Origin of the sequence: Paenibacillus puldeungensis (genome assembly GCF_042678945.1) — a bacterium.
GTDB lineage: Bacteria > Bacillota > Bacilli > Paenibacillales > Paenibacillaceae > Fontibacillus > Fontibacillus puldeungensis.
Map to the genome: position 1 here is coordinate 50,030 of NZ_JBHTLM010000013.1, position 26,927 is coordinate 76,956.

28 protein-coding genes, 1 pseudogene and 1 riboswitch are annotated in these 26,927 nt (G+C 46.5%); of the genes and pseudogenes, 28 read left to right on the plus strand and 1 reads right to left on the minus strand.

Annotated elements, in window-relative coordinates; translation table 11 throughout:
* Positions 1-79: 79 nt before the first annotated feature.
* The 22 genes and pseudogenes from ACFQ3W_RS17115 (at position 80) to ACFQ3W_RS17220 (ending at position 16,313) form a co-directional block, all read left to right on the plus strand.
* Positions 80-763: an MOSC domain-containing protein gene (locus ACFQ3W_RS17115; RefSeq protein WP_379320459.1), complete on the plus strand. Its 684-nt coding sequence runs from the start codon at positions 80-82 to the stop codon at positions 761-763.
* A 161-nt stretch (positions 764-924) separates the two neighbouring features.
* On the plus strand, positions 925-1,539 hold the full coding sequence (locus ACFQ3W_RS17120) for a uracil-DNA glycosylase family protein (protein WP_379320460.1): 615 nt from the start codon (positions 925-927) through the stop codon (positions 1,537-1,539).
* Positions 1,536-2,174: a hypothetical protein gene (locus ACFQ3W_RS17125; protein WP_379320461.1), complete on the plus strand. Its 639-nt coding sequence runs from the start codon at positions 1,536-1,538 to the stop codon at positions 2,172-2,174. Before ACFQ3W_RS17120 ends, ACFQ3W_RS17125 begins: the two co-directional genes overlap by 4 nt.
* Entirely contained in the window at positions 2,171-2,677 is a 507-nt protein-coding gene (locus tag ACFQ3W_RS17130; RefSeq protein ID WP_379320462.1) for a GNAT family N-acetyltransferase, read from the plus strand. Before ACFQ3W_RS17125 ends, ACFQ3W_RS17130 begins: the two co-directional genes overlap by 4 nt.
* A 22-nt stretch (positions 2,678-2,699) precedes the next feature.
* Positions 2,700-3,563 carry an alpha/beta hydrolase gene (locus ACFQ3W_RS17135; protein WP_379320463.1) on the plus strand — a complete coding sequence of 288 codons (864 nt, stop codon included), beginning with the start codon at positions 2,700-2,702 and terminating at the stop codon, positions 3,561-3,563.
* A gap of 30 nt (positions 3,564-3,593) precedes the next feature.
* On the plus strand, positions 3,594-4,082 hold the full coding sequence (locus tag ACFQ3W_RS17140) for a GNAT family N-acetyltransferase (protein ID WP_379320464.1): 489 nt from the start codon (positions 3,594-3,596) through the stop codon (positions 4,080-4,082).
* 31 nt (positions 4,083-4,113) lie between these two features.
* Positions 4,114-4,398, plus strand: a pseudogene (locus ACFQ3W_RS17145) (helix-turn-helix transcriptional regulator); the annotation flags it as partial.
* A 129-nt stretch (positions 4,399-4,527) separates the two neighbouring features.
* Entirely contained in the window at positions 4,528-5,007 is a 480-nt protein-coding gene (locus ACFQ3W_RS17150) for an AraC family transcriptional regulator (RefSeq protein WP_379320555.1), read from the plus strand.
* Positions 5,008-5,309: 302 nt separating this feature from the next.
* Positions 5,310-5,795, plus strand: coding sequence for a GNAT family N-acetyltransferase (locus tag ACFQ3W_RS17155; protein ID WP_379320465.1), 486 nt, complete (start codon positions 5,310-5,312; stop codon positions 5,793-5,795).
* Between the two features lie 75 nt (positions 5,796-5,870).
* Positions 5,871-6,293: an NUDIX hydrolase gene (locus ACFQ3W_RS17160; protein ID WP_379320466.1), complete on the plus strand. Its 423-nt coding sequence runs from the start codon at positions 5,871-5,873 to the stop codon at positions 6,291-6,293.
* A 38-nt stretch (positions 6,294-6,331) separates the two neighbouring features.
* Positions 6,332-7,336, plus strand: coding sequence for an aldo/keto reductase (locus ACFQ3W_RS17165; RefSeq protein ID WP_379320467.1), 1,005 nt, complete (start codon positions 6,332-6,334; stop codon positions 7,334-7,336).
* A gap of 144 nt (positions 7,337-7,480) precedes the next feature.
* A complete protein-coding gene (locus tag ACFQ3W_RS17170) occupies positions 7,481-7,798 on the plus strand; it encodes a PadR family transcriptional regulator (protein WP_379320468.1) in 318 nt (105 codons plus the stop codon).
* Entirely contained in the window at positions 7,795-8,334 is a 540-nt protein-coding gene (locus ACFQ3W_RS17175; RefSeq protein ID WP_379320469.1) for a DUF2812 domain-containing protein, read from the plus strand. The genes ACFQ3W_RS17170 and ACFQ3W_RS17175 overlap by 4 nt, the downstream gene beginning before the upstream one ends.
* A 67-nt stretch (positions 8,335-8,401) precedes the next feature.
* Positions 8,402-9,880, plus strand: a complete 1,479-nt coding sequence (locus ACFQ3W_RS17180) for an amino acid permease (RefSeq protein ID WP_379320470.1) — start codon at positions 8,402-8,404, stop codon at positions 9,878-9,880.
* A gap of 131 nt (positions 9,881-10,011) precedes the next feature.
* A complete protein-coding gene (locus ACFQ3W_RS17185; RefSeq protein ID WP_379320471.1) occupies positions 10,012-12,003 on the plus strand; it encodes a S9 family peptidase in 1,992 nt (663 codons plus the stop codon).
* Positions 12,004-12,022: 19 nt separating this feature from the next.
* Positions 12,023-12,673, plus strand: coding sequence for a sulfite exporter TauE/SafE family protein (locus ACFQ3W_RS17190; protein WP_379320472.1), 651 nt, complete (start codon positions 12,023-12,025; stop codon positions 12,671-12,673).
* A 40-nt stretch (positions 12,674-12,713) separates the two neighbouring features.
* Positions 12,714-13,142 (plus strand): hypothetical protein, encoded by a 429-nt coding sequence (locus ACFQ3W_RS17195; RefSeq protein ID WP_379320473.1) that lies wholly within the window; start codon positions 12,714-12,716, stop codon positions 13,140-13,142.
* 34 nt (positions 13,143-13,176) lie between these two features.
* Positions 13,177-13,797, plus strand: coding sequence for a class I SAM-dependent methyltransferase (locus tag ACFQ3W_RS17200; RefSeq protein ID WP_379320474.1), 621 nt, complete (start codon positions 13,177-13,179; stop codon positions 13,795-13,797).
* A 137-nt stretch (positions 13,798-13,934) separates the two neighbouring features.
* Positions 13,935-14,444: a GNAT family N-acetyltransferase gene (locus tag ACFQ3W_RS17205; protein WP_379320475.1), complete on the plus strand. Its 510-nt coding sequence runs from the start codon at positions 13,935-13,937 to the stop codon at positions 14,442-14,444.
* 143 nt (positions 14,445-14,587) lie between these two features.
* Positions 14,588-15,379: a lipid II flippase Amj family protein gene (locus ACFQ3W_RS17210; protein ID WP_379320556.1), complete on the plus strand. Its 792-nt coding sequence runs from the start codon at positions 14,588-14,590 to the stop codon at positions 15,377-15,379.
* Positions 15,380-15,417: 38 nt separating this feature from the next.
* Positions 15,418-15,732, plus strand: coding sequence for a hypothetical protein (locus tag ACFQ3W_RS17215; RefSeq protein ID WP_379320476.1), 315 nt, complete (start codon positions 15,418-15,420; stop codon positions 15,730-15,732).
* Between the two features lie 41 nt (positions 15,733-15,773).
* The gene (locus tag ACFQ3W_RS17220) at positions 15,774-16,313 is read left to right on the plus strand and encodes a GNAT family N-acetyltransferase (protein ID WP_379320477.1); all 540 of its coding nucleotides are present in this window, start codon (positions 15,774-15,776) and stop codon (positions 16,311-16,313) included.
* Positions 16,314-16,618: 305 nt separating this feature from the next.
* On the opposite strand, the gene ACFQ3W_RS17225 is transcribed toward ACFQ3W_RS17220, so the two are convergent.
* A complete protein-coding gene (locus ACFQ3W_RS17225) occupies positions 16,619-17,461 on the minus strand; it encodes a helix-turn-helix transcriptional regulator (protein WP_379320478.1) in 843 nt (280 codons plus the stop codon).
* Between the two features lie 142 nt (positions 17,462-17,603).
* Between ACFQ3W_RS17225 and fabF the strand changes: the two genes are divergently transcribed.
* From fabF to ACFQ3W_RS17255, 6 genes are all read left to right on the plus strand, one after another.
* Entirely contained in the window at positions 17,604-18,842 is a 1,239-nt protein-coding gene (fabF, locus tag ACFQ3W_RS17230; protein ID WP_379320479.1) for a beta-ketoacyl-ACP synthase II, read from the plus strand.
* Positions 18,843-19,016: 174 nt separating this feature from the next.
* Positions 19,017-20,048 carry a DUF4349 domain-containing protein gene (locus ACFQ3W_RS17235; RefSeq protein ID WP_379320480.1) on the plus strand — a complete coding sequence of 344 codons (1,032 nt, stop codon included), beginning with the start codon at positions 19,017-19,019 and terminating at the stop codon, positions 20,046-20,048.
* 105 nt (positions 20,049-20,153) lie between these two features.
* Positions 20,154-20,233, plus strand: a riboswitch (cyclic di-GMP riboswitch).
* Between the two features lie 13 nt (positions 20,234-20,246).
* Positions 20,247-21,056 carry a transglutaminase-like domain-containing protein gene (locus ACFQ3W_RS17240; RefSeq protein ID WP_379320481.1) on the plus strand — a complete coding sequence of 270 codons (810 nt, stop codon included), beginning with the start codon at positions 20,247-20,249 and terminating at the stop codon, positions 21,054-21,056.
* A 123-nt stretch (positions 21,057-21,179) separates the two neighbouring features.
* Positions 21,180-22,319 carry a response regulator gene (locus ACFQ3W_RS17245; RefSeq protein ID WP_379320482.1) on the plus strand — a complete coding sequence of 380 codons (1,140 nt, stop codon included), beginning with the start codon at positions 21,180-21,182 and terminating at the stop codon, positions 22,317-22,319.
* 205 nt (positions 22,320-22,524) lie between these two features.
* Positions 22,525-22,965, plus strand: coding sequence for a hypothetical protein (locus ACFQ3W_RS17250; protein WP_379320483.1), 441 nt, complete (start codon positions 22,525-22,527; stop codon positions 22,963-22,965).
* A 182-nt stretch (positions 22,966-23,147) separates the two neighbouring features.
* Positions 23,148-26,882 (plus strand): collagen binding domain-containing protein, encoded by a 3,735-nt coding sequence (locus ACFQ3W_RS17255; protein WP_379320484.1) that lies wholly within the window; start codon positions 23,148-23,150, stop codon positions 26,880-26,882.
* Positions 26,883-26,927 lie beyond the last annotated feature (45 nt).

Consider the following 26,927-nt stretch of genomic DNA (forward strand, 5'->3'; position numbering starts at 1 on the left):
ATGAGGTATACTTATCTATTATCTCATAAAATACCGGAAAGAGAGTTAATCCATTCCAGAATGAAATGAGGTTATCTTCATGATTCAGACTGAAATTCTATCGATTAATATAGGCAAGCCCGTGCAGATGCAGCATAATAATAAGGAAGTATCAACGGGCATTTTTAAAACTCCTGTCCATGAACCGCTTTATTTATCCTGGGTCAATTTCGAGGGAGATGGACAGGCCGATCTTGTTCACCATGGTGGCAGGGAGAAGGCAGTATGCGTTTATTCCTATGAGCATTATCCGTTTTGGGAAAAAGAACTTCACAGAACTTTGGATTATGGTGCGTTCGGAGAAAATTTGACAATACGGGGTTTGCTGGAAACCGAAGTGTGTATCGGCGACGTGTTTCAATTGGGGGAAGCCGTCGTGCAGGTCAGCCAGCCAAGGCAGCCCTGCTATAAATTGTCCGTCAAATACGGTGTACCGGAAATGCTGCTAAGGGTACAAGAAACGGGCTATACCGGCTTCTATTTTCGCGTGCTGGAACAGGGCAATGTGAAGAAAGAAGACGGTTTAGTTAAGCTCCACAGCCATCCGAAAGCAGTTACGGTTGACTTTGCCAACGAGATTATGCACCGTGATAAAACAAACGTGGAAGGTATCCATCGGATTCTCGATGTGGAGGAGCTTTCGGAAAACTGGCGAGCGACTTTTACGAAACGACTGGCCGGTACCGAGGTAAGTTCCAAGGAGCGGTTAACTGGCAACAAATAGAGAAAAATAACGGCCATTAGTACCTTCGGGTGGTATGCTTAATTCGGGGGATATCTTATAATAGAATAAGCTCCTTTTGTCTACATACGCCCCAGCCTAAGATCAGAGCTATCTGTGGTTGGGGCTTTCGCCATTTTATCGAACGGGGATGGAGAATCCAAATGCAAATGCTCAGAGAACCGATTTGTGAAAAGCTGTGCAGTGACGTTAACCATGAAGCTTTTTCGCCACAAGTGCCGGTGGATGTTGAAAAAATAAAGCTCGTCATGATCTCAGAAGCGCTGCCTAAGGAGCTTAACGATTATTTTTATGCCGGTGAGAATGCTTCTTTTTTCAAGACAACCCAAACTGCTTTTGAGGATGCCGGGTACATTTTTAGATCTATTGCAGAATTGAGTGACACAGGAATCTACTTAACTACCGCGCTCAAATGCAGTAAGCAGGGCTATCTGGTGACGGCCGATACGGTCAAGCATTGCAGCTACTGTCTGGAGCAGGAATTGGACCTGTTCAAAAATGTAAAGGTGATCATGTGCATGGGCGATGTGGCGATCAAATCGATAAACTACATTTATAAGCGGAAGTTTGGCGAGAAGGTCATTCCTTCGGGCTCAACCTATAAGATACGAAATCAGGAGTTTCTGTATCGCGGAATTCGCTTTTATCCTTCCTACACGCAAACCGGTGACAGTTTTAATATCGAGAAAAGTAAACGGAAGATGATCGCTGAAGATATCAGAAATGCGATGCAGTTTGTAAGGAGAGAAGAAGCATGAAGATGAAGGTAGAGCGAACCGAGATTTTGTCCCCATCCATTTGGGGTGTGATTACGGCTAACAGTTATTATACCCAGGCAGAGAGCGATACGCTTGTTGTTTTGTTTCCCGGCATCGGGTACCACTGCGATAAACCGTTATTGTACTTTTCCCAACAGGTAGCAATGAAGAATCACTGTGATTTACTGGTGACAGAGTACGGGTTCCAGAAAACGAAAGCAGGCTTTGAACCGAGCCAAATCGACGATCTGGTCAAGGAGGTTTTATTCTCCATAAAGCAAGTTTTGGAGCGCAAGAGCTATAGGGATATCGTCTTTGTGAGTAAAAGCTTAGGTACTTATGTTGCCAAGAGAATCAGCAGCCATATTAAAGCCAGAAACTTCGTGCTTACTCCCATCCAGGTCACGATGCCACTTTTATCGGAACAGGATTATGTTGCAATAGGCACGGCGGATCATTTGGCGACGGAAGAATTGCTTCAGGTGCTTAGGGCTAGAGACAGCGCCAAGACGATGATCATTGAAAATGTAGGACACTCCTTAGAGGCTGATACGATTAAAGAGACGCTGAACATTATTGAAATCATTTCAGAAAAATTAACGGATTTTATTCATAAGGACGGTACTACGAAATGAAAATTGAACTGACTACTATCACAAAAGAGCATTTGGATACATTTCTGAATTTATACAACCTGTATTTATATGATCTATCGGAGTTTACCGGAGAAGATTCGCTAGATACCGGGTTATATGATCTGGAGGATAACCATCTCTACGTGGAACGGGACGAGCTGCATCCTTTCTTCATTACTTATGAAGGTCGCAATATAGGTTTTGTTTTAGTTTGCGCCCCACCTTTTGTTCCGAAGGAGGTAGACTTCACAATTCAGGAAATGTTTTTGCTAAGGAAATATCGTGGAATGGGGATTGCTAAAGCCGTAGTAGAACGAATTCTCGAACGATTTCATGGAAAAATTCGGGTTGATCAATTGGCGAACAACATGGCTGCCGTCCATTTTTGGAAGAAGTATTATAGGGAGCACCTGATCCAATTTACGGAAAGGGAGGAGAAGGTGGTTCTGGGTGAGTTAGAAGGCTTACATACAGTGATTTGCCAGACATTTGATAACGATTAAGCCAAGGGGGGAGCTACACTCCATGAAAGAAACTAGAATCTATAAACAGTTCGATAATTGTTCCATTCAAGCCGATATTTATGACCAAGGGAACAAGTCGCCGGTGATTGTGTATATTCATGGTGGAGCGCTGATTTTCGGGTCCAAAGCTTGGCTGCCTGACGAGCAAATTGAATATTTTAAGAAGGCTGGCTTTAGCGTGGTAAATATCGATTATCGCCTTGCACCGGAAACGAAGCTTGACGCGATTGTAGAGGATGTACGGGATGCTATGCTGTGGGTACGGTCTCAAGCGTCCGAGTGGTATGATTTTGACGCCGAAAATGTGGCCGTCATGGGTGGGTCGGCAGGCGGGTATCTTAGCCTATTAACCGGGGTCATGGGTGAGAAAGTTAAGCCGAAAGCGATCGTTTCTTTTTACGGGTACGGCGATATTTTGGGAGAATGGTATGCTAAACCTAGCGATTATTACTGCGAGAGACCTATCATTGAGGATCCAGATACATACATAGGAAGCAACGAACTTACGCAAGGTGCTTGGGAACGGTTCAATTACTACCTTTACTGCCGTCAGCAGGGTGTTTGGGTAGAGAAGGTTACCGGTGTGAATCGACACGACCTTGAAAAATTGCAGCGTTACAATCCAATCGATCATGTCACCTCCGATTTTCCACCGACCTTATTTCTCCATGGAAATCGAGATACGGACGTACCATATGAGCAGTCGGTCATGATGCATAAGAAGCTGAAGGAAAATGGCGTTCCTACCGAGCTCATTACGATGGAAGGGGCGGATCATGTGTTTGATCAGCATTTCCAAGAGCCAACCGTTCAAGACGCATTTCGCCACGTCGTGGATTTTCTTCATCTACACTTAAGTCACTGACCTGAGCAAAAAGAAGGAGGGGGGTACACCATGATCGCTTTGCAGCGAGTCGAGTTTCATCAGAAGTCTACTTTGCGTAATCTTATTGAACTTTACAAATATGATTTTAGTGAGTTTGACCCGGAAGATGTCAATGAGAGTGGATTGTATGAATATAAGTATTTAGATCATTACTGGACAGAGGATGGCAGGCACCCGTTTTTTATTCGTGTAGACGGAGCGCTCGCTGGATTTGCCCTGGTTAGAAAGCTTGAAGATATGGACGAGCTGCCGGTATTTTGGATGGCTGAATTTTTTGTGATGAAAAAATATCGGCATCAAGGGGTTGGCGAGAAAGCGGCGGCCGAAATATTCAACCAATTCCAAGGCGTTTGGAGGGTCGCCCAAATTGAAGCCAATGCGCCGGCCCAGCATTTTTGGAGAAAGATCATCGGAAGATATACGAATAATGATTATCGGGAAATCAGGGAAGAGGATTGGGATGGACCGATTCAAACCTTTATCTCGGTATCAGGATAAGGAGTAGTCCATGAACAATTACGTCGAACGCATGAATCGGGTTCAAGAATACATTGACGAGCACTTGTCGGAGAAGCTCAATCTGGACAAGTTGGCTGAAATGTCTCATTTCTCCAAGTATCACTTCTCAAGAATTTTCGCATCCATCACTGGTACCACTCCTATGGCCTACATCATGAAGCGGCGGCTAGATCAGTCTGTCATTTATTTACGGGATACGGATAAAACCGTGTTGGAGATCGCATTGCTTTGTGGATTCGAGACTGCATCCAGCTTTAATTCCGCCTTTAAACGGTATTTCGAAAAAACACCAAGTGAGCTGCGAAAAAACACTAGACATAATAGCAATATTTCACAATTTCATAGCAACAAACCAGCAGCCTTGGGCCGTCCTTCTCAGTATGATGAAGTTAGCAACCATAACTTTTTGAGGAGGATTTGGCAAATGAACATGGTCATAAAAGAATTGCCGGACATGGAAGTTGCTTATGTAAGGCATGTTGGAAGCTATTTAGAGACGTTCAAGGCTTGGGGAAAGCTTGGGGAATGGTCAGGAAAACATCGTTTGTATCCTCCAGAGCAAACCTTTATCGGAATATCTTTGGATGATCCTAGCAGTACGGAAGAGTATGCTTGCCGCTATGATGCCTGCGTAACGATTCCGGAGTCCTTTAACAAGGATGAACATGACCCGGAGGTGCAGTACAAAATTTTACCCGGTGGGCTTTACGCGATGTACTCTTTTTACGATACGATCGACAAGTTCGGAATCGCTTATCAAAGCATTTTTGGCGGATGGCTGCCGAATAGCGATTATGATCCTGACGATAAGCACTGCTTAGAGTTTTGCATGAATAATCCGGCCGATGATCCGGAAGGAAAGGCCAAGATTGATTTATATATCCCGATCAAGAAGCGGGCATAGTTTGCTTAGAGGAGTCTTCGGTAAAACGATTGGCTCCTTTTTTTTATCCATTGCCGGAAGCCGGGTGGGAGTGGCCTTTCCCTGCATTTACCGAAGTGACCCTTGATCTGCGTTAGTATAATAGAGCATGAAAGAGATAAAGTGAAATGAAAACAATTTTTATGAAAAATAAGGTATAATGTGAGAAAGCAAGGTTAACCACATATCTCGACCTCATATGACCCAGCCCAAGATTATCGTAATCTAAGGTTGGGTTGCTTTGTATGAATGGGAGCTACATTTGTTTGAAGAAGGTGCAAAGGATGAATTCTAGTATCAGTCTAAGTTCATATAAAGAGCAATTTACCCAGGACTTAAGTCGTTTTGAGCTTCCAGTCGACCAATTGGGATATACCGGACTTCCGTCAGAGGTATTGGACCTGTCGATATCAGACCCTAACAGATATCCGATCGTGATCGTTAAGGATGAACATGTTCCGGTTGGTTTTTTTGTTCTTCATATGAATTCGGATATTGCTAAGCTGGTTAACAACCCGAAGGCGATACTGCTTCGGGCCTTATCTGTAAGTTATCCGTATCAAGGGAAGGGCTACGCTAAAGAGGCGATGAGCCTCGTTCCCAGGTTTGTTTTGGAGCATTTTCCCGATGTCGATGAAATTGTTCTAGCCGTAAATTCCAAAAATATCGCTGCACAACAGCTCTATATCAAGACGGGATTTGAGGACAAAGGATTTAGAAAAATAGGGATAAAAGGGCCTCAATACATTTATCATTTCAAGGTGAAGTGAGCTGTTGGAGTACTAAATATGAACTTCATAACTGAAGCAGATTTGATACCTAAAAAAAAGGAATGTGTCCCAATCATGAGAAGAATTGATGTAGTGTATTCGTTAATTACCGATAAATCCATGTCCAAAGTGTTGATGGTCAAAAATGAGAATGACTCATGGACGCTTCCCGGGGGAGCGGTTGAACCGGGTGAAACCCTGCAGCAAGCCGCCATTCGCGAGGCGAAGGAAGAGACGGGTCTTGATGTTGAAGTGTTCGGGGTTGTTGCAGTGAACGAATTTTTTCATTCGGAAAAGCAGGAGCATGTTATTTTGATCACGTTTAGAGCAGAGATGGTTAGCGGGGAAATAGAAATCAGCAGGCCGGAGGAAATTCAGGAAATCCGCTGGATTGACTTGGAAGAAGCTGATATGTTGATGCCTTTCTATTTAGAGGGGATAAAAACCATTGTCGACCGAAATGTGGAAGTAACCTATTATGATGAAGGAGTCCTGTAAGTCTTACATGAATATCACTAGTGGGAGTGCGAAGAATAATGAGCGAAGAAACGATAACGGTCAATCATTTACGGAAACTGGGCAACTCCAATTTAAGTCTGTCCCCGCTTGGACTAGGCTGTTGGCAGTTTAGCAACGGAAAAGGGACGGTCGGAAAATTTTGGCCAGCACTGGGGCTGGAGGATGTGCTGAAAATTGTCCAAACCAGCTTGGACGGAGGTATCAACTGGTTTGATACCGCAGAGGTGTATGGCGGCGGTCAATCCGAGAAAATGCTGGCAGACGCCTTGAAGCAAATTGGCACTTCGGAGGCGGAGCATGCATATATCGCTACGAAATGGTGGCCGATTCTACGCTCCGCAGGGAATATTCCGAAAACAATTGATGAACGGATCTCGATGCTGGACCATCGAACCATTCACCTCTACCAGGTGCATCAGCCGTACTCGTTCTCCTCGGTTGCTAGACAGATGAAAGAAATGGCTAAGCTAGTCAAGCAAGGGAAAGTCCAAAACATCGGGGTCAGCAATTTCTCGGCCAAGCAAATGCGCGAAGCGGATACCGTTCTCAAAGAGCATGGACTCCGTCTTGTCTCGAATCAAGTCAAATACAGCCTGCTTGATCGTAGAATTGAAGAGAACGGGATCCTGGATACGGCAAAAGAGCTTGGGGTTGCCATCATCGCTTATTCGCCGCTGGAGCAAGGCATTTTAAGCGGAAAATTCCACAGCAACCCTTCGTTAGTCAAGTCGATCAAGGGACCACGCAAGTGGATGCCGACTTTCCGGGATTCGGGCCTCCGCAAATCGAAGCCGCTCATTGATGAACTGGAGCAGCTAGCCCGGAAATATGACGTGTCCCCGACACAAATCGCTTTGAATTGGCTAATTCATGCTCATGGCGAAACCGTATTTGCGATTCCGGGAGCTTCAAAGGTCCATCACGCCGAGCAAAATGTGAAGGCGATGACGTTTTCGCTGACTCCTGCTGAAGTGGAGTGGATCGGCAAGATATCCCATCAAGTTATTCATTCCACTAAATAAAACTGCTCATTTTAGCTACCGTATCCGAAACAGGATACGGTATTTTTTTGCCTTATTATAAATTGACATATATCACGCTGTGATATAAGATTACTATATCACGACGTGATATAGTTTGATGTGATGTATGGAGGCGATGGGATAGTGAATTTTGAGAAGGTGAAGAAACGCTTTATTCCCATGAGCGAAACGATGCTTTACATATTGTTGTCCTTGCGCCAGGAACGGCATGGTTACGGCATTATGCAATACGTCAAAGAGATCACTCATGAACGGATAACATTGGGCGCAGGAACTATTTACCAAACATTAGGCAAGCTTGAAAAAGATGGCTTGATATCTCCGACAAGGGAAGAGGACCGGAAGAAATTCTACGTGATGACGGAGCTGGGAGAACAAGTTTTAGTGGAAGAAGCGAGACGTATTAAAGAGATTTATGAAAATGTGGAGGGGTTGCTATGAGCCAAAAGAAAACCGTATTATTGTCCGCCTTTCGGCATGTGATCCCGGCCGATTATGAGCAATGGTTTGAGAATTTGGCGGCTCAAGGCTGGCATCCACAACATATCGGCCAGTGGAGTTCGATCGTCATGAGATTTACGAAAGGGAACCCGGAGCGCTACAGCTATGTCGTTGATCTTCAAGCCGTGCCGAGAAAGGACTACAAGCCAACCTATGAAGAGTTTGGGTGGGAATTCGTGGGCCAAATGGCCAGCGCCTATGTTTGGCGTAAGAAGTATGCCGATAAGCGCCCGGAGTCTTTCACCGATCAGGAGCAGCTAAATGAGAGAAATAAGCGATTCATTTGGGCTATTTCTTTTTCCTTTATCATTTTTCTGCTCATAGCCCTCGTTCTTGCCGTACTGCTGCTGGTGAACCTTGAGTTTATGAACTTATCGGATGATGTGCAATTTGCTGCTGGGCTGTTGTTGTCCGGTGGGGCTGCAATTTATCTGGGACTTACGATGCGAAAAATTAAGAAAAGTATGAAAGAATAAGGCAGACATAATTCCACCTGATTTGGCCAATACTTCCTGCATAAAGCATGTCAGGAGGCAGGTAACTGTGGCAAAAACCAAAGAGAAGCAAGAAGGGTTGTCAACGTTTCATCTAACGATGCTTGCACTGGGGACGGTTGTGGGGGGCTCATTTTTTTTAGGATCAGGAGTTGGTATCAAAGCGGCGGGGCCAAGTATTCTTATTTCCTATATTCTTGGCGGCTTGTTGATCTATATTATTCTGTACGCGTTATCGGAAATGACGGTGGCCGATCCGGTGGCCGGCTCCTTCCGTACGTATGCGGAGCGCAGCTTTGGCCCCGCCGTAGGCTTTATTACCGGCTGGGTGTACTGGACTGGTCTTGTGTTTGCCATGTCCAGCGAGTCGATCGCCGCAACTACGTTTCTTAGGCAATGGTTTCCTAATCTATCGCCCGCGTTGATGGGAGCGTCAATTATCATCGGGATCACCCTGCTCAATTTGCTTGGGGCCAAATATTTGAGCAAGCTGGAGAGCAGCCTGGCTGCCGTCAAACTGCTTGCTATCGCCGGATTTATCGCTATCGGCCTCGCGATTATCGCCGGGCTAATGCCGGGTACTCCGGCCATTGGTGCCGGTGAACTGCGCGGGCAGCCCTGGTTCCCCGGCGGAATTGCCGGGATTGCAGGCAGTATGCTGATCGTCATTTTTACTTACGCCGGTTTTGAGGTAATCGGGCTTGCTGCATCGGAAGTGCGAAATCCAAAGAAAACTGTTCCCCGAGCAATCAACTTGACATTAATCAGCTTGGTGGGACTTTACGTAGCGGCCATTGCTGTAATCCTTCTTTTGTTTCCTACTCAGGGGATCATCGAGGACCAGAGCCCTTTTGTGCTCGCTTTAAATCGCTGGGGAATGAACTGGGCGGGCCTGCTGATCAACATCGTTATGGTTACAGCTATTTTATCCACGATGCTGGCTTCTACCTTTGGGCTAGGGCGGATGATCCGATCCCTGGCGGCGGAGGGCCACGCTCCTGGCTGGCTGAAGGAAAAGACGGAGGTCCCTTACCGCGGGATTTTGTTTTCGGGCCTTGCCATGCTCGGCGGATTGGGTCTTGGCTTCCTGCTTCCACGCCATGTCTATTTGTTCTTAATCAGCCTGGGAGGATTTTCTCTCCTGTTTGCCTATTTTGTAATATTGGGCTCTCATTACAAATGGCGTAAGCGGACTCCTTGTTCGCCGGAGGCGGCATGTCAACTCCCCGGGTTCCCATATACATCCTGGCTGGGATTAATAGGGATGATCGGAATCTTTGCCAGCATGCCTTTTATTCCAGGGCAAGGAGCTGGGCTTATCGCAGGGCTGATTCTGGTTACTGCGCTGACCGGAATTTATTATCTAAAAACTATGCTCGCTCGCCATCCTTCTCGGGCGGCGCGATTTCGTGTCGCACCACCTGCGAGACGTATCAGGCCAATTCATGTGCCTTACGCACAAATGGAAGCATCCGAGGAATATGCGGAGAAGACCAGGCATGAGCCCATGGATAAGCCAAAGTCTTAGAAGTTGTCTCCTACACATAAACGAAAACCTCAAAAATCCCTACTATTTTTTGGGACTTTTTGAGGTTTTTCCTTCTGTTCTCGTTTGGTAAGTAGTAGAATGAGTAAAAAATAGCAAAGGAGTCGTAAATCATGCAACCATTACAGCTTGCCGATTTTACAGATTACCGCTTTCTTTCTAATGTTGAGTTATCCCCCAATGGCAGTGTCGCTGCATTTTGCTTAGGAACATGCAAACCGGAGAAGGACGGTTACTTATCCGACCTTTGGCTTTACCGTCTAGATTCTGGCGAAACGCGGCAGCTTACCGGTATGGGGGACGCAAGTTCTTATATTTGGCTTGACGATGCTACTTTACTATTTTCGGCAAACCGTGAGCACAAGAAGGAGAAGCCGCTCGAGCCGGAAACAGATTTTTATAAGCTCCGTATCGATGGTGGTGAGGCGGTTAAGGCGTTTACCGTTCCGCTAAGAGTGTCGGAAATTCAACCACTTGGTGGAACACGCTGGCTCGTAAGTGCGATGCACGACAATATGGCATCATCGCTTCAAGGCCTGGAAGGGAAAGAACGGGAAGCAGCGCTCAAAGCGTATGAAGAGGAACAGGATTATATGGTGGTGGACGAAATTCCCTTTTGGAGTAACGGCGAAGGCGTCACCAACAAGAAGCGGAATCGGCTTTACCTGTTCGATACAGCAGACGGAAGTGTAACACCGATCACTGGTGAACTGTACAGCGTGCAATTTGCCAAAATCAACGAAGCGAAAGATCGGCTGCTTTATGTAGGGACGGAATTTACCTCCAAGATGGAGATTACCGATTCGCTTTGTGTCTATGATTTAACGAGCAAGCAGGCAAAGGAACTGATCCCGGGCGGGAAATACCAATTTGCTTTTGCTGATTTTGCCGGCGATCAAATCGTATTTGCTGCCTCAGAATGCAGAAAGTACAGTATTAATGAAAACCCTACATATTCTCTTGTGGACATGAGTGGAAAAATTACCCGGTTTGCTGACCCGGACCTTTCGTTTGGTTCCTCGGTTGGATCCGACTGCCGGTTGGGCGGGGGCAAGTCCTACAAGGTGGCGACGGATGGCGTTTACTTTATCGTAACTGATCGTTACTGCTCCCGGCTCTGCAAGCTTTCCTTTACCGGTGAAATCGAATATGCGAGTACGGCGGAAGGCTCAGTGGATTGCTTTGATCTGCGCGGAGAAACCTGCATATTCGTCGGAATGAGAACGCAAGGACTTCAGGAGCTGTACCGGCTTGATTTACATACTTTGACGGAAACGAAAATCACTTCATTCAACGACGATGTCCTGAAGGATAAGTATGTTGCCGTTCCTCAGCCGCATCATTTTATGAATCAAGATGGCGTAGAGATTGACGGCTGGGTTCTGCTGCCCAAGGATTATGATGCCAACAAAACTTATCCGGCCATTTTGGAAATCCACGGGGGGCCAAAGACGGTTTATGGCACCGTGTTCTACCATGAATTGCAGCTTTGGGCGAATGAAGGCTATTTCGTGATGTTCTGCAACCCTCGAGGCGGCGACGGGCGCGGCGATGATTTTGCCGATAATCGGGGGCAATATGGGGGCATTGACTATGCCGACCTGATGGAATTTACCGATAAGGTGCTAGCGGCTTATCCGGCCATCGATCGGAACCGGGTTGGTGTAACTGGAGGAAGCTACGGCGGTTTCATGACCAACTGGATCATCGGGCATACCGACCGTTTTGCAGCAGCGGTATCTCAGCGCTCCATCTCCAACTGGATCTCCATGTGTTGCACGACCGACATTGGATATTACTTTGCCACGGATCAGACCGCCTCGACTCCATGGGAAAATATCGATAAAATGTGGGACCAATCGCCGCTTAAATATGCCGATCGCTGTAAGACGCCGACGCTGTTCCTTCACTCTGACGAGGATTACCGCTGCTGGCAGGTGGAGGCTCTGCAGATGTTTACCGCGTTGAAGATGCACGGGGTGGACTCGAAGCTGTGTATATTTAAAGGGGAAAATCATGAGTTGTCCCGGTCGGGCAAACCGAAGCACCGGATTCGCCGTCTGAAGGAAATGAGCGCATGGTTCCAGTATTACTTGCAAAAGTAAGGAAAACACTGGCTTCGCCTTGATATCCATGCCGATTCTTGCCACAATAATGCCGCTGCAGCAGGCCGTACCGATTGTTGTTATTTTAAGCTTGTGTACGAATGTGGCTGTGTTGCTGAGCTGTTTCAGATTCGTTGATTTAAAGAAAATTTGGCTGCTGATTTTGGCCAGTTTGCTCGCCGCGCCGGTGGGAACTCATTTGCTTATTTTTCTTGATGGAAATGTGCTCAAAGTGATTACGGGAGGCTTTATAATCATAGTCGGAGGAATATTGCTGTCCGGAAAGTCCTTTCCGATTCGCCATGAAAAGCTTGCATTTGTACCAGTCGGGGCGCTGAGCGGACTGCTTAACGGCAGCATCTCTATGAGCGGGCCTCCCGTTGCTTTGTTTCTATCGAATCAAGGGGTAGACAAAGAAACGTTCAGAGCCAACATTACCGCTTATGGGATAAGTTTGAACTCGGTAACGATCATTTCATATTTTTACAGCGGTTTGTTAAGTAAGGAGCTCCTCACCTATACCTCGTGGTTCGTTCCGAGTATGTTTGTCGGTGTATGGTTAGGAATCCGGGCGCTTCGAAAGCTCGACGAGAAATGGTTCAAGAAGTTGGCCTTGTGGATCATTATTTTGTCAGGAATTTGGACGATTTTGGGCGTGGTTATGCAATAAAAGGTAAGACTTAAATTTTTAATCTTAGGGGGAGTACTCCATGAGATTTAAAGTTATTTTGAATTGGATAATGTGTTTGTCACTGTTCTTCTGTCTTTCGGCTGAGCCGACATATGCGGCATCTGGGAAGACTGTCAAGGTCAAAGTGACCTTTGTAAGCGCGGAGTTGCAGGAAAACAACCATGTTGGCAACGAGTGGTATACCGGGCTAAAAGTGAACGGGAGCGAAATTGGCGAGGGTACCGGCAAAACCTTTACTTTAAAACCTAATGTGAGCTTAAAGGTGGAGGCAATCGCTGAAGAGCAAGATAAGATCCCTGATACCGGTAGCGACACGATGACGATCAAGGCTTCGTCCATCAAAAAAACGGCTGACAAATCACTATCCGTGACCGTAACCGAGAATCGGGGTAGATACTCTGGGAATACGGCAACCTGGAAATTTGTCGTTAAAGTACAAAAGCAATAGATAAGTGAACCGGAAAACGAAAGGAGATTATGCGATGCTGGACATTTTTAAACAGATTCCGCTATACCGATTTTTGCAGTATTGTCAGGAAGAATCAAGGCTGCCGAGAACGATCTTGGATTGCGGCGCCGGGGGGAGCCAGCCTCCATTAAGTCTGTTTCGAACTTACGGGTATGAAACGAACGGCGTAGAGTTTGATCCAAAACAATTGGAGCTCGCTAATGAGTATGCCCGGCATAAAGCACAACTGCTGCATATTCAGCAAGGAGACATGCGGCATTTGGATTTTGCCAGTGAGTCTATGGGGTTCGTCTATTCCTACAATTCCGTGTTTCATATGCGTAAAGCGGATGTCCAGCAATCTGTGAGTGAGATGAAGCGCATCTTGATGCCAGGTGGACTAATGTTCGTCAACTTTCTGACCGTAAACGATAGCCGCTGCGGCCAGGGCCGGGATCTCGGAAAACATGAGCACGAGCAATTCGACGATTCTGTTCCGGTGATTCATTCGTACTACGAGCCAGGAGAGCCGGATCTGCTCTTTTCCGATATGGAGATTTTGTACAAGGAAGACCGGGTGTTAGAAAGAATTTATGAAGGTGAAAAAATTAGACAAGGGTTTGTCGATTACATTGTAAAAAAGGCTGATGCGTAACCGAGTAACCAATGAAAAAACCTTAAATTTTAAGCTTTGCATACTCAGGGGTCTTACACTTCTGATATCGCGGATGTATAATTATGGCATGAGCATAGCTTTTTTGGAAAAGCTCCAGAAATGAAAGGATGTTGCACATGCTGGCATCGTTGAGATTGCGACCTACAGATCTGAATGACATCGAAGGCATTCGAGAAGTAGCGATAGAGACCTGGAACAGCACTTATGAATTAATTTATCCGGAGCATTTTATAGCTAATTTTCTAAATCATGCCTATTCCAAGAGCAGTCTTGAACAAAGCATCTCCCATGATCAGACCCGGTCTTCCCGAAAATTTCTCGTTGCCGAAGTCGATGGAGAAATTATTGGATTCGGTCAATTGTCTGACCCCGTAGACGGCCGAAGCGAGCTTACGAGATTGTATGTCCTCAAAGAGTATCAAAGAACGGGAATTGGCAAAGCACTGTTAAATGAGCTTATTCGTTTAGATTCCTCAATAAAGGAAATATTTGCGCTAGTGGAACGGGATAATGGGATTGGTACACTGTTTTATCAGTCCAACGGATTTGTGTTCGTAGAGGAGAACGAAGAAGTGATATTTGATCATCATACCATTCTAGCGAAGTATGTGAAGCAGATTAGTTAAGTTTGAATGGAGTCAATCCGTCAGCGGGACGTCAAGTGAGTAAATTTAGCAGATAAACGCATCGGCTTTGGGATGAAGCCGGTGCGTTTTTTGGAGGAGAAGATATGCGATTCTTAAAGGGGAAATCTAGGAGGTAATGCTTTATTGCGCTCAATTTAGTGATAGTAGCTCTGTTAACGCTGATCATACATACGGCGGAAACGCTATCGTACTCCGTTCGTTTTGCCGGGGTGAAGCTGAACAAAATTGCTGTTGCGTTGTCACTAACTGGGATCATCGTGCTAGTCTCTAGAACGGCCAACCTCATTCAGGCGCCGCTCACGGCAAAATTCATCGATTACGCCAGAATCCATCCTGAGTTTGATGTGATGCAGGTGTTAAGGCTGATCTTGCTCTCGGGCTCCGCAGGAACGGTCATAGCGATCGCGTTATTTCCCACCTTCGTTAATCTTTTTGGCAGGGTTATCTCTAAGCTTGAGGTGGTTGGGTCCTTGCCGAAGCTGATGACTAGTGTCACGTTCAGTCAACTTCGAAATACGAAGCATTATTTGCAGCGACCTTCTTTTCATCTTCGGCAATTCCGATATTTAGGAGTACCGAAACGGTTTATAATATTGAATATTTTAGTAACAGCATTTTATTCCGTTGGCGTTCTAGCCTCGCTTTATGCCGCTCATTTATCGCCGGAACTTAGCACAACAGCTTCCCAGGCATCCGGAATCATTAACGGGATGGCAACCATACTGCTCACCGTCTTCATCGACCCGCAGCTTGGTGTAATTACCGAGCGGGCGCTGCATCATGAGGAATCCAAGCAGCAGCTTGGAAAAATCTATATGTTGTTGATGGTTTCGCGTTTTTTTGGAACACTGTTGGCCCAAACTATGATTGCACCCGCCGCCTTTTTAATCGGCTTCGTGGTACAATGGATTTAATTCAGCTTGCTCATTTCGAAAAGGAGCCACGGACAACGATGACTAAACGCAAAACCTTAATCCTGCTCATCCTGTCGCAAATCGTCTATCTTCTGTTCTCTGTAGTCTGGCTGGTGGTGCTCGGAATATCGGCTTACCTTTTCGGTCCGCAGGGGTCGCAGGAGGATACGGGGATGAGGATCTTGTTCTACTACCTTGAGGCTTATCCTGGTGGCTTGCTGTTAGGTGTCATGCTAAGCTGGTACTTCTTCGCCAAGGGAAAGTGGAAACCATCGATGCTGTGGAATTTGGTTCCATTGCTTTGGGTCATTCCCTACCTGGGGATTATGATTTACGCCAATTTATCGAAATGAGGAAGCCTGCTATCGATCACGGGAGGAAAGAGGGATTTGTCATGGCTTATGTTTATGGGGAACGAATCACGCTAAGAGAGTATCGGATGGAGGATTTGCCGTATATTCGGCAGTGGGTCAACGATGAAGAAATTATTTATGGCCTAAGCAATATTTTTGCATTTCCGCAAACGCTGCATGACAGCGAGGCTTTTCTCAAGATGATGGTGGAAGGCAGGACGGAGACGAAGGGCTTCGTTATCGCGGAAAAAGATTCTTTGGAATATATCGGTCAAATCGATTTACATAAAATCAACTGGCTCAGCAGATCGGCGGTGCTCGGCATCGTTATCGGCCGCAAAGAGCTGCTTGGACAAGGCTACGGGCGGGAAGCGATTGAGCTATTGAAACGGTTCGTGTTTGAAACGCTCAACCTAAACCGGCTAGAGCTGGAGGTCTACGACTATAACGAGCGGGCATACCGCTGCTACGTCAAATGCGGCTTCAAGGAGGAAGGCCGGATGCGTCAGAGTCTGTTCAAGCACGGGAAGTATCGCGATGTTATCATCATGAGCGTACTGGCGGAAGAATATCGGAGCTAGAGAATACGGTGGGATTGGAAAAAATGGTGGTGAGCAGCGGGAGTAACTGTAACTGCATTTTGTGCATCTATTTTGCGCGCTTGAGGCTGATTGGGGTGAGTAGTTGTAAAAAGTGCAGCTAAATCGGCGTAATTTTGGTTTCTCACAAAAATTTACCGCTTTAGATGCAGGCTTTACAGCTAAATTTCTATAAACGGTTTGTACGCATAAATTAGCTGCACTTTTTACATTTACAGCGTGGAATATAAAGAAGAGCAGCCTGGGAAATTGCTTTCCGGGCTGCTTTTTTGCGTACCTTGCGTCGGTTATTGTCCTTCTAGCAGCTTTCTAAGTTTGGCTTCCGTCGTTGTATTTTCGGCAGGGGTGTATATACTGCACCGCAAATCGGCCTCACCCTGCACCTGCAGAGAGGTCAGGTTGAACAGCATTTTGCCGCCTTTGGCATGGCGAAATTCAAGCGTCACCTCTGGTGCGGCGCTAACCTCGCTTTGGTTCCATAATTCCTGAAAGTCGGGGGAAGTACGCGACATTTTCTCCAGAAACTGCGAGTACCAAGGGTCGGCGACATATTGGCCGTAGTAGGCGCGAAATATTGCGAGAAACCCTTTGACGAAATGCGGCCAGTTTACCGCTAAGGCTCGCAGCTCTTTTTTGGTGAAGATTAAGGAGATCATATTTCGTTCTTCCTCCGGTATTCGTTCGAAATCAAGGAATACATGGGAAGCTGCAGGGTTCCAGCCAACGATCTGGCAATGTCGATCCGAAATCATGGTCGGGCAATATTTCAGCTCCTGCAAAATTTTGTGAAGCGAAGGTGAAATGGTTGTCTCTTTCGCTTGCACGAGCTCCGAATGATGAAGTCCGCTATCCATCGCCAGATCAAACAAATATTTACGCTCATCTGCATTAAGTCTCAAGGCCCCTGCAATTGAATCAAGGACAGAAGCGGAAACCTTGATGTCACGACCTTGTTCCAGCCAGGTATACCAGGTAGTGCTGACTCCGGCCAATTGGGCTACTTCCTCGCGGCGCAAACCGGGTGTTCGGCGACGCGACCCCGAAGGGAGTCCGACAGCCTGGGGATGAAGCTTGGAGCGCTGACTTTTTAGAAATTCCGATAATGCTTCGAGTCTTGGTTCGCTGGCCAAGATGTTCACCTCTCCATCTGATCGCTTAATGTATTACCTATTATACTAGGATAAACAAAAACTTGTAATAGGATAAATAAAGCATACAATGGTGAAGTATAGGGACCAGTGAATTGATCGATAGTCTTGAGGAGGAAACGTAATGGAAAGAGTCGTAATCACCGGGATGGGGATTGTTTCCCCACTGGGGAATGATGTAAAGACGTTTTGGAGTAACCTTAAAGCGGGGAGATCAGGGATTGCGCCGATTGATACTTTTGACGTAACAAATTTTGGTACTAAAATTGCTGGACAGGTACGGGATTTTGACGGGGAGGCGCTATTTGGACGTAAAGAGGCACGAAAAATGGACCGGTTTTGCCAATATGCGCTGTACGCGGCAGAGCAAGCCCTTCAGGACGCTGACCTGCAAACCGATCGGATTGATTCCGAGCGGTTCGGTGTATACGTCGGCTCCGGTATCGGCGGGATTACAACGTTTGTGGACAATGTGAAGGTCCTGGAAAACCGTGGTCCTGGCCGGGTAAGCCCGAGCCTCGTACCGATGATGATATCCAACATGGCCGCAGCACAAATCAGCATTCGCTACCAAGCATTAGGTCCTACGATGTCTCCGGTGACGGCTTGCTCGATCGGCAATACGGCAATTGGTGAGGCATTCCGGCTCATCCGGAGCGGGGAAGCAGATGTGATGATCGCCGGCGGTACAGAGGCAGCGGTCCACCCCCTGGCCTTGGCCAGCTTCGGGAACGCCACAGCGCTGTCGCAGCGCAATGATGCGCCGGAGCAGGCGAGCCGTCCGTTCGATGCGAACCGGGACGGTTTTGTGATGGGCGATGGTGCGGGAATCATCGTTTTGGAATCGCTACAGCATGCGATTTCACGTGGGGCACGCATCCAAGGCGAGGTGATCGGCTACGGAGCCAGCTCGGATGCCTATCACGTAGTGGCTTCGCATCCGGAGGGAGTGGGAGCCCACCAGGCGATGCGGAAGGCACTGCAATCGGCGGGTATCTCGCCTGAGGATGTTGACGTAATCAGCGCACATGCTACCAGCACGGTAGTCGGAGACCTCGGGGAAACAAAGGCGATCAAGAAGACATTTGGCGATAAGGCCGGCAGCATTCCGATAACTGCCAACAAGTCGATGACCGGCCACATGTTTGGGGCTGCAGGCGGCGCGGAAGCAATCGCACTGATGCAGACGCTGAACGAAGGCATTATTCCGCCGACGATTAATCTGGAGCATCCGGATCCCGAATGCGACCTCGATTATGTTCCGAATACAGCACGAGCCGTTCCACTCGATATCGGGCTGTCCAACTCCTTTGGATTTGGCGGACACAATTCGGCCATCGTACTGAGAAAATATCACGAATAAAGCTACAAGCCGCTCAGCACAAAGCAGGGCGGTTTTCTTTTTTTTGCAGCAACCTTCTAGTTATTGGCTTCGTTTGAAGATACAAGAGATCACTCCAATAATGGGCTGCTTCCAGGATGAACCATAAAGAGGTTGGAGGGACTCGAGAGATATCAAAGACAAGGGGGCCAATCAATGCGAAGATGGGGAATGAAGGTTGTGATGTCGGGGGCGCTCATCGCCTTGCTACTAAGCGGATGTGGAAGTACTGCGGAGGATATGAATGCCGAATCGCAGGCGGTAAGCAGCAACATGGCCAGTACCAGTACCGCAGAGGCAGTCGACCAAGCACAGGTTGCGGAAGGGGAAGGCGCTACCCCTAGCGAGTCACCCCTAGAAAAGAAATCGACGGTGGACCCGAAAACGGTTGGAGTCGGCAAAACTGTTGGCTCCGGACAGCAATCCTCAGGAATTCAGCCTGAAGCTACGGAAGCCGGACTTAACAAAAAGCTGATTTACCAGGCGAATGTAGTGATGGAAGTAAAGGACTATGCCAAAGCACAGTCAGAAATCCGCAATCTGGTAGCGTTAACTGGGGGATATATCATTCAGTTTTCGGAGAACCAGTCACAGGAAGAGCGAGGCGGTAGTTTTGTGCTTAAAGTGCCTTCTAACGGATTTTCTTCCTTTCTCGACCGATTGGAGGGACTTAAGCCTGAGTCGATTCAGCGTAGCATTGAAGGACAGGATGTGTCTGAGGAATATGTTGATTTAAACTCACGGCTGAAAGTGAAGCAAGCCATGGAAGCCAAATACCTGAAATTTGTGGAGGAAGCCACCAAAACAAGTCAACTTGTAGAGTTCGTTAGGGAACTGGAGCGGATTCAGACGGAAATTGAGCAGATCAAGGGACGAATGCGATATATCGATAGTAATGTAGCCTATTCCACGATTGAGATTCGTGTGTATCAACCGAAGTCGAGCATTGTATCGAGTGACAAGGAAGATACTCCACTGTTGGGTCGAGCGAAGGATGCTTTGAATGGAACGATTGATGTACTCTCTGCATTGGCGCAGTGGCTGGTCGTCATTGTGGCTGGAGCATTGCCGTTGATAGCTATTGCTGCTATTGTTGGTATTCTCCTGTGGGTAAGACATAAAAAATCAGGGCGGAACAAAAAGGTTGTTGTGCCTGATATGCCGGAGACAACAGATAAAGAGGAGTAAGATTTTTCATTTGGCAAGTGTTGCATATTTTGTGATGTGTGTTACTATTATTGCAACACAAACGCAGAGAATTTTGGCGCTTTGTTCCGAAAGAAGTAGAACTTTATACGATAATGGCAAACCTGTCGAAAGGCAGGGACGCAAAGCTACAGGGCCTTTTCACCAAATGGCAGCCAGCTACCGAAGGGAGTTTTATGGATGATGCGGAAATGGATCCCGCTAGCAATAGCAGTCACTTTTTTATTTTCATGGTGTAGTGGATCAAAGGTTTTGGGCGCCGAAGCCAGCCGTTGGCTGAATACGGACAATTTGGACAAGGGCGCGATTCGCATCAATTATGATGTAAAGCCCAATATCAAGACGAAGCTTCTGATTGTGAAGGGGCAGAATAAGTACAGCTACAATTTAACGCCTGGGAAGTCCGGAGAATCGTTTGTCCTCCAATTGGGAAACGGGGAATATACGGTTAGTCTTTTGGAACAGATTAATGGTAGCAAGTATCGTGAAGTTTATAAAGATACGCTGCAGCTAAACTTAGCCGACGAGAACCAGGTATATCTTAATTCGATTCAAAATGTAGATTGGGATATCAATAGCCTTGCGGTCAAGAAAGCGAAGGAGCTTACGAAAAACGCGACAACCGACTATGATAAAGTAAAAGCGATTTATCAATATATTATCAGCAATATCAAATATGACAACAAGTTGGCATTTAGTGCCGCTTCAAGCTATCTGCCTCAAATTGATCGTACTTTATCGTCAAAGAAAGATATTTGCTATGGATTCTCCTCTCTGTATGCGGCCATGTTAAGAAGTGAAGGGATTCCCGCTAAACTTGTGATGGGCAAGTCAGATTATGTTTCTACGTACCATGCATGGAATGAAGTGTTCGTCGATAATAAATGGGTTATCATTGATACGACGGTCGACGCAGGCTGGAAGGGAACAATCACTAAGTTCACGATGATCAAAGATGCGAGCAAATATCAAGTAGAGAAGTCATACTAAAATTAATATCGGAAAGAGCCTTGAACATCCGTGTTCAAGGCTTCTTTGTTTCGACAATCTATGCTATTCTTCTATCAGAGATGTGAAAAATGAATAAACTTCATAATTAGGGAGTTTGACTCTATGAGAGTAATCCTAGTAGACGATGAGCGGCTGGCATTGGATTATCTTGAAAGGCAATTGATGAAGCTGGCAGACATTGAGATTGTCGGAAAGTACTCAGATCCGATCGTTGGGAGAAAGGAAATTCTCCAGGCTCGGGTCGACGTTCTTTTTTTAGATATTAGTTTACCTGAAATCAACGGGATTGAGCTAGCTGAACAAATTTTGGAAACTAAACCGGATATCAATGTCGTATTTGTTACGGCTTACAATGAATATGCGGTCAAAGCTTTTGAACTGAATGCACTGGATTATATTGTTAAACCAATCCGGATCGAACGATTGACCAAAACTGTGGATCGGGTCCGAGAACGGCTGGAGATCAAACAGGAATATACAACTGCTGCCAATCAATGCATAAAGATGAATTTGTTCCGACAAGTGAGTGTTGAGTTAGGTTCCGGATCAAGCACGATCCTCCAATGGCGTACAACGAAAGCCCAGGAATTGTTTCTCTACTTATTGCAATACCGGGATCAATTAGTCCGGAAAACAACGTTAATCGATCTATTATGGCCGGAATATGAATCGGATAAGGTATATTCACAGTTGTACACCTCCGTCTATCATATTCGAAAAACGCTGAAGCCATATGGCGATCATTTTCAAATTATGAATACGACTGAAGGGTATATTTTGAACATTAACCAGGTCTGTCTGGATATAGAGAATTGGGAGACCAGGCTAAAAGATCTGCCGCCTATATCTAGCGAGACTGTGGACGAATATGTGGAATCGATGAAATTGTATACCGGTGATTATTTGCAGGAGTATGACTACTGGTGGGCGGAAAGTGAGCGCCAGCGTCTCAAGGCACTTTGGCTGAATACATCAATGGAAATCGCGGATTGGTATTTGGAGCAAGAGCTATTGGATAAAGCGGTTATGAGCTATCAGCAGATCTGCTCTCTGCAGCCTCAGGAGGAGACTCCCCATTTCGCATTAATGAAGGTTTGTGCCATGCAGCACAATGACGTTATGGTTCACCGTTTATATCGGGAGCTTTCGGAGGTGCTATTGAAGGAGTTAAGTGTAGAGCCCAATCAGGAAATTTCCGATTGGTATAGGGACTGGTGCGAAAAGGCAGGTTCGAAGGTATAAACTATACATTGACCGGATGTAAGAAGACGCGTGAATTTTCAGGATATGTCCTGTAATTCACGCTTTTTTTTCATCTGGGTGCCTCAAAGAATGATGGAATATTGAAATAAATGAGATGTTCAGAATTTGTATAGATTCTTGTCTTATACTCCATTTGAAACGGAAATCAAAAAAGATCAGTCCGTAATGGGAGGATTCTTGTCTTATGAACATTGTCATCAACTTCAGAGATGGTTCGAAAGGTCTAGAGCTGCCCTCGTTGAGGGAGGTAGAGATGACCAAAAAGGACAAAGGGAACCACTTAAGGGGGTTCTATATGGATTATCGGGAGCATCGGATTGGCATCGTGGCTTCGCCGGAAGGCCCTGTTTTTTTTGGCGATGGACATTTCTATCATCTGAAGAAGAGTACTTTTCAATTTGAGCTGTTGTGCCAAAAAACAAGAAATATTTTCTGCTTTCTCTGGAAGGGAGACGTCGTCCTGAAATTTTCATATACTCCTGTACTATATCAGGATGGGGGGTTCTGGAGGGGGGATGCGGTGCGTGATTTCTGCATGTGGCTGGTGGAAGCCGTGCAAAGAAACAATTTTTACGAATTCTACACGCTGAGGGGACAGAAAACAGCAGCACAGCTCACAATCTAACGCTCCAATGAAGTTATGAAATGATCTCTTGGTTTGATTCATTTTGCGGTTGTTGAGAATTTGTTCAGAACGAAACGTTACGATTAGACTGATGATTATTCCTAGAAAGTGGCAAAGGGGTTGAGAGAACAGATCCTATTGAAAATTAACATAAGCTAGAAAGAAGGGAAGAGCACTTAAGTATGAAGAAAAAAATGATGGTCATCATGATGGCTTGCATGCTTGTTCTCCAAGGGCTATTTGGAGCAGGGATCATGCCGGTCAGCGCGGATTCGGCGGAAGGGCCGGCGTCATCAAGCGAGGGCTCGGCAAGTGTAACCGACGATACGTATGGAGGCGGCAATGCAGACAGCATTTTGACCAAGATTACACTGAAGGACAAGCAGGGTACGGTGATCGACGCCGTATATAATCCAGAGCGGATAGAGCGTTCCCACTTAGGGGATGCGGTCAGCATCGAATATGAATGGGCTTTGGAGAATGGACACGGCTACAAGGCCGGAGACAAATTCGAATTCGATATTCCCAAGGAGTTCAAGCTTTACAACAAAATAGACGGATCACTCATCATGGATGGTGGCGAAAGCATCGGGACTTTTACTGTAGAAACGAACGGTCACGTCATATTTTTGTTTAATGATAAGGTGGATAACTCCAATGTAAAAGGTACATTCAGGGTGCAAACGGAGTTCAGCCAAGAGACCATTAATGGCAGCGTGGAAGTGCCCATATACTTTCCTATTCGCGGCGGTGTGCAGGTAACTAAGGTGTTCTTTGCACCAAAGGGCGGCGACCTATTAACAAAGGATGGAGTTGCTGACAGGGACAAAAAGATCGATTGGTCCATAGATGTGAATACGTCTTTGAACAAAATCGATAACGCCGTGGTAACTGATCAGATCCCGGCAGGACTAACGCTTGATCCGGCTTCGATCAAAGTGTACGAGCTTCAGGCTAACGTTGATGGACCGCCTACTCTTGGAAGCGAGATTGCATCAGATGCAGGAAAATTTACGGTCAGCTCGGAGCCGGACGGCTCTGCTTTCCAAATTAAATTTACCGATCCGTCCATTAGTTCTGCATACCGAATCACTTATTCGACAGCGGTAACGAGTGAGGATGAATCGACCTTTACAAACAAGGCGGAAATCAAGGGTGATAATTCGATTTCCAAACAAGTAGACAAAACGGTGACGGTTCAGCGTGAAAAGCTGCTCACGAAACAGGCTGTCTCCTATAACGAAGAGACTCAAACGGTCCTCTGGAAAGTGGTATACAATGCTGGAGAAAAGTTGATTCCTCTGGCTGACGCAATCATCCACGACCGTTTTGACAACGGACTTGAGCTTGCAGGTCCGGTGAAGGTGCTGGATGCCGCAGGGAAAGATGTGGATAGCAGCTTGTACACGGTTACTCCGGTAACGGATTCAAGCGAAGGCGGCAAGAACGGGTTTGATCTGAAGTTTAAACAAGGGATCGATGCCGCATATACGATTGTATACAGTACAAAAGCGGTGGATCGTGTATATCAGAATACCACAGTGACTAATAGCGTTTATACCACTTTAAACGGTAAGGATAATCGCGGCTCTGCGCAGCAGACCTTAGAGAGTGGCATAGGCGTAAAATCTTTGTCAGGCTTTGATTACAGCAGCAAAGAACTGACCTGGACTATCGTCGTCAATAAGGACAAGCAGCCGATGACTAACCTCAAAATTGAGGATACCTTTTCAGGAGGCGGGCTGAGCTTTATTCCAGGTAGCGTTGTCGTTGTATCCTCCGGCGGCGATCCGGTGATTTCGCATACCGTAGTGGCGGACCAGCCGGATAAAGGGTTTAAGCTAACATTTACAGGTACATTCACGGACACCTATACCATTACTTACAAGACGAAATTTACACCTGCGAATTCCAACTACAAGAATACGGCACAACTGGATTGGACGGAGAGAACAGGTCCAACAACTTATCCTATTGAAGCAACGTTTACACCGAACGATTACACGAAAAACAACGGCGCCAAGGATGGCAGCTACGATGCACGCACCAAGGAAATCACCTGGAATATCGTAGCTAACTACAATGAGCACTCGGTGAAAGGTGCAGTAATTACGGATGAGCTGCAGGAAGGACAAAGCCTGATCCTTGACACCGTCAAGGTTTACAAGGCAACCGTAGAGCCAAACGGAAACCCTGTTAAGGGAGTGGAAGTGAAGCTCGATCCTAGCAAAATCAGCTATACCGGTAATCAACTGCGCGTACAGCTCGGGGATATCAACGAACCTTATTGGATCAGCTTTAAAACAAAGCTGGACAAGACGCTGGTAGTTGACCAAATTCCTAACGTAGCTGTGCTTAGCGGCGCAGGCGGCGAAAAATGGAGCTGGAGCAAAACCGTTAACATCCCGCACGGCGAAGTTTACGTTAGTAAAAGCGGCGTACAAAACGATGACAAAATCAACTGGCAGATCAAAATCAACGAAGGACAGTCCTATGTAGAAAATGCCAAAATCGTAGATACGCCTAGCTCCAACCAAATTTTGAAGCCTGAGACGTTTAAGCTGTATAAAGCTGTTGTTGACCCATCCGGAAACGTGGCACCAGGAGATCTATTAACTGAAGTTAAAGACTATAAGCTGGTCATCAACAACGATGAACAGAACGATCGTCAAACCTTCGAGCTCACTTTTGTAAAACCGATCGGTACGGCTTACATCCTTCAGTATTCCTCCGAAATCGCCGTTTCGGCCGACAAAGAACAGGTTACCAATGCGGTAAGCTTTACGGGGGATGGCGTTACCATAGGTACGAAAGAAACGACAAAATCAATCGAAGTCCGGTACTCCACGGGTTCAGGGACGGGCTCCGGTTTACGCGGTTCTTTGGTAATTACGAAGGTTGATAAAGACAATCACGATCTGAAGCTGGCCGGTGCCAAGTTCAAGCTGCTGAGTGGAAAGGGCGAGGTCATCGGTGAAAAAACAACGGATACGGACGGCAAAATCACCTTTACGAAGCTGCTTTACGATACCTATAGCTTAGTGGAAACGGAGGCTCCAACGGGCTATGCAACGGATTCGAAGGCTTCTTCGATCAAAATTGACAGTCAGGTTCAGCAAACCGGCGGTGTGAAGACGTGGCTCGTGGAAAATGCGAAAAAGCCTGTTTCTCCAACCGATCCGGCGAAAGGAACGCTCGTTGTGATTAAGGTTGATAAGGATGATCCTTCCAAAGTTCTGGCCGGTGCCACATTTGTCCTCCAGGATGCGGATAAGAAGAAAGAGCCGGTCATGGTTACGACCGATGCTTATGGTAAAGCGGTTTTCGTAAACCTTGCGTATGACCGTTACGTTCTGAAAGAAACTGCGGCCCCTGCAGGTTATGTTTTGGATGGAACGGAGCGTCAAATTACGCTGGATGCAGGCATCAAGAAAACAGCGGACACGCTAACCGTGACTGTCGTCAATAGCAAAAAAACGGAAACTCCAGGTAACCCTGGAAATCCAGGCAACCCGGGCACACCAGAAAATCCAAGCAATCCAAGCAATCCAAGTAATCCAACCAGTCCAACCAATCCAACCAATCCAACCAATCCAGGCACCCCAATTAACCCAGGGGGAGGAACAACTCCACCTGGGGGCGGAGATGTCACGGTACCGGATGATTCAATCCCGGCCGACGGAACGAATGGACAGAAGCCAACACCGAAACCGGGAGGGCCAACAGATATCGAGTTGGACGATGATGGAAATCCGCTTGGTGGAAGCGACGGTGACCGACCAGGTAAAGGTAAAATTCCGGGGCTAAGTGTTCTGCCGAAGACCGGGGAAAATAGCCCATGGCCGATTCAAATCGCCGGAGCTACCTTAATTATTATGGGCATTGCATTAAGAAGAAAATATGTCAAACAAAAGTAAATAGAAAGGGCGTCTCGAGGATTTATTCAATCTATCGAGACGCCC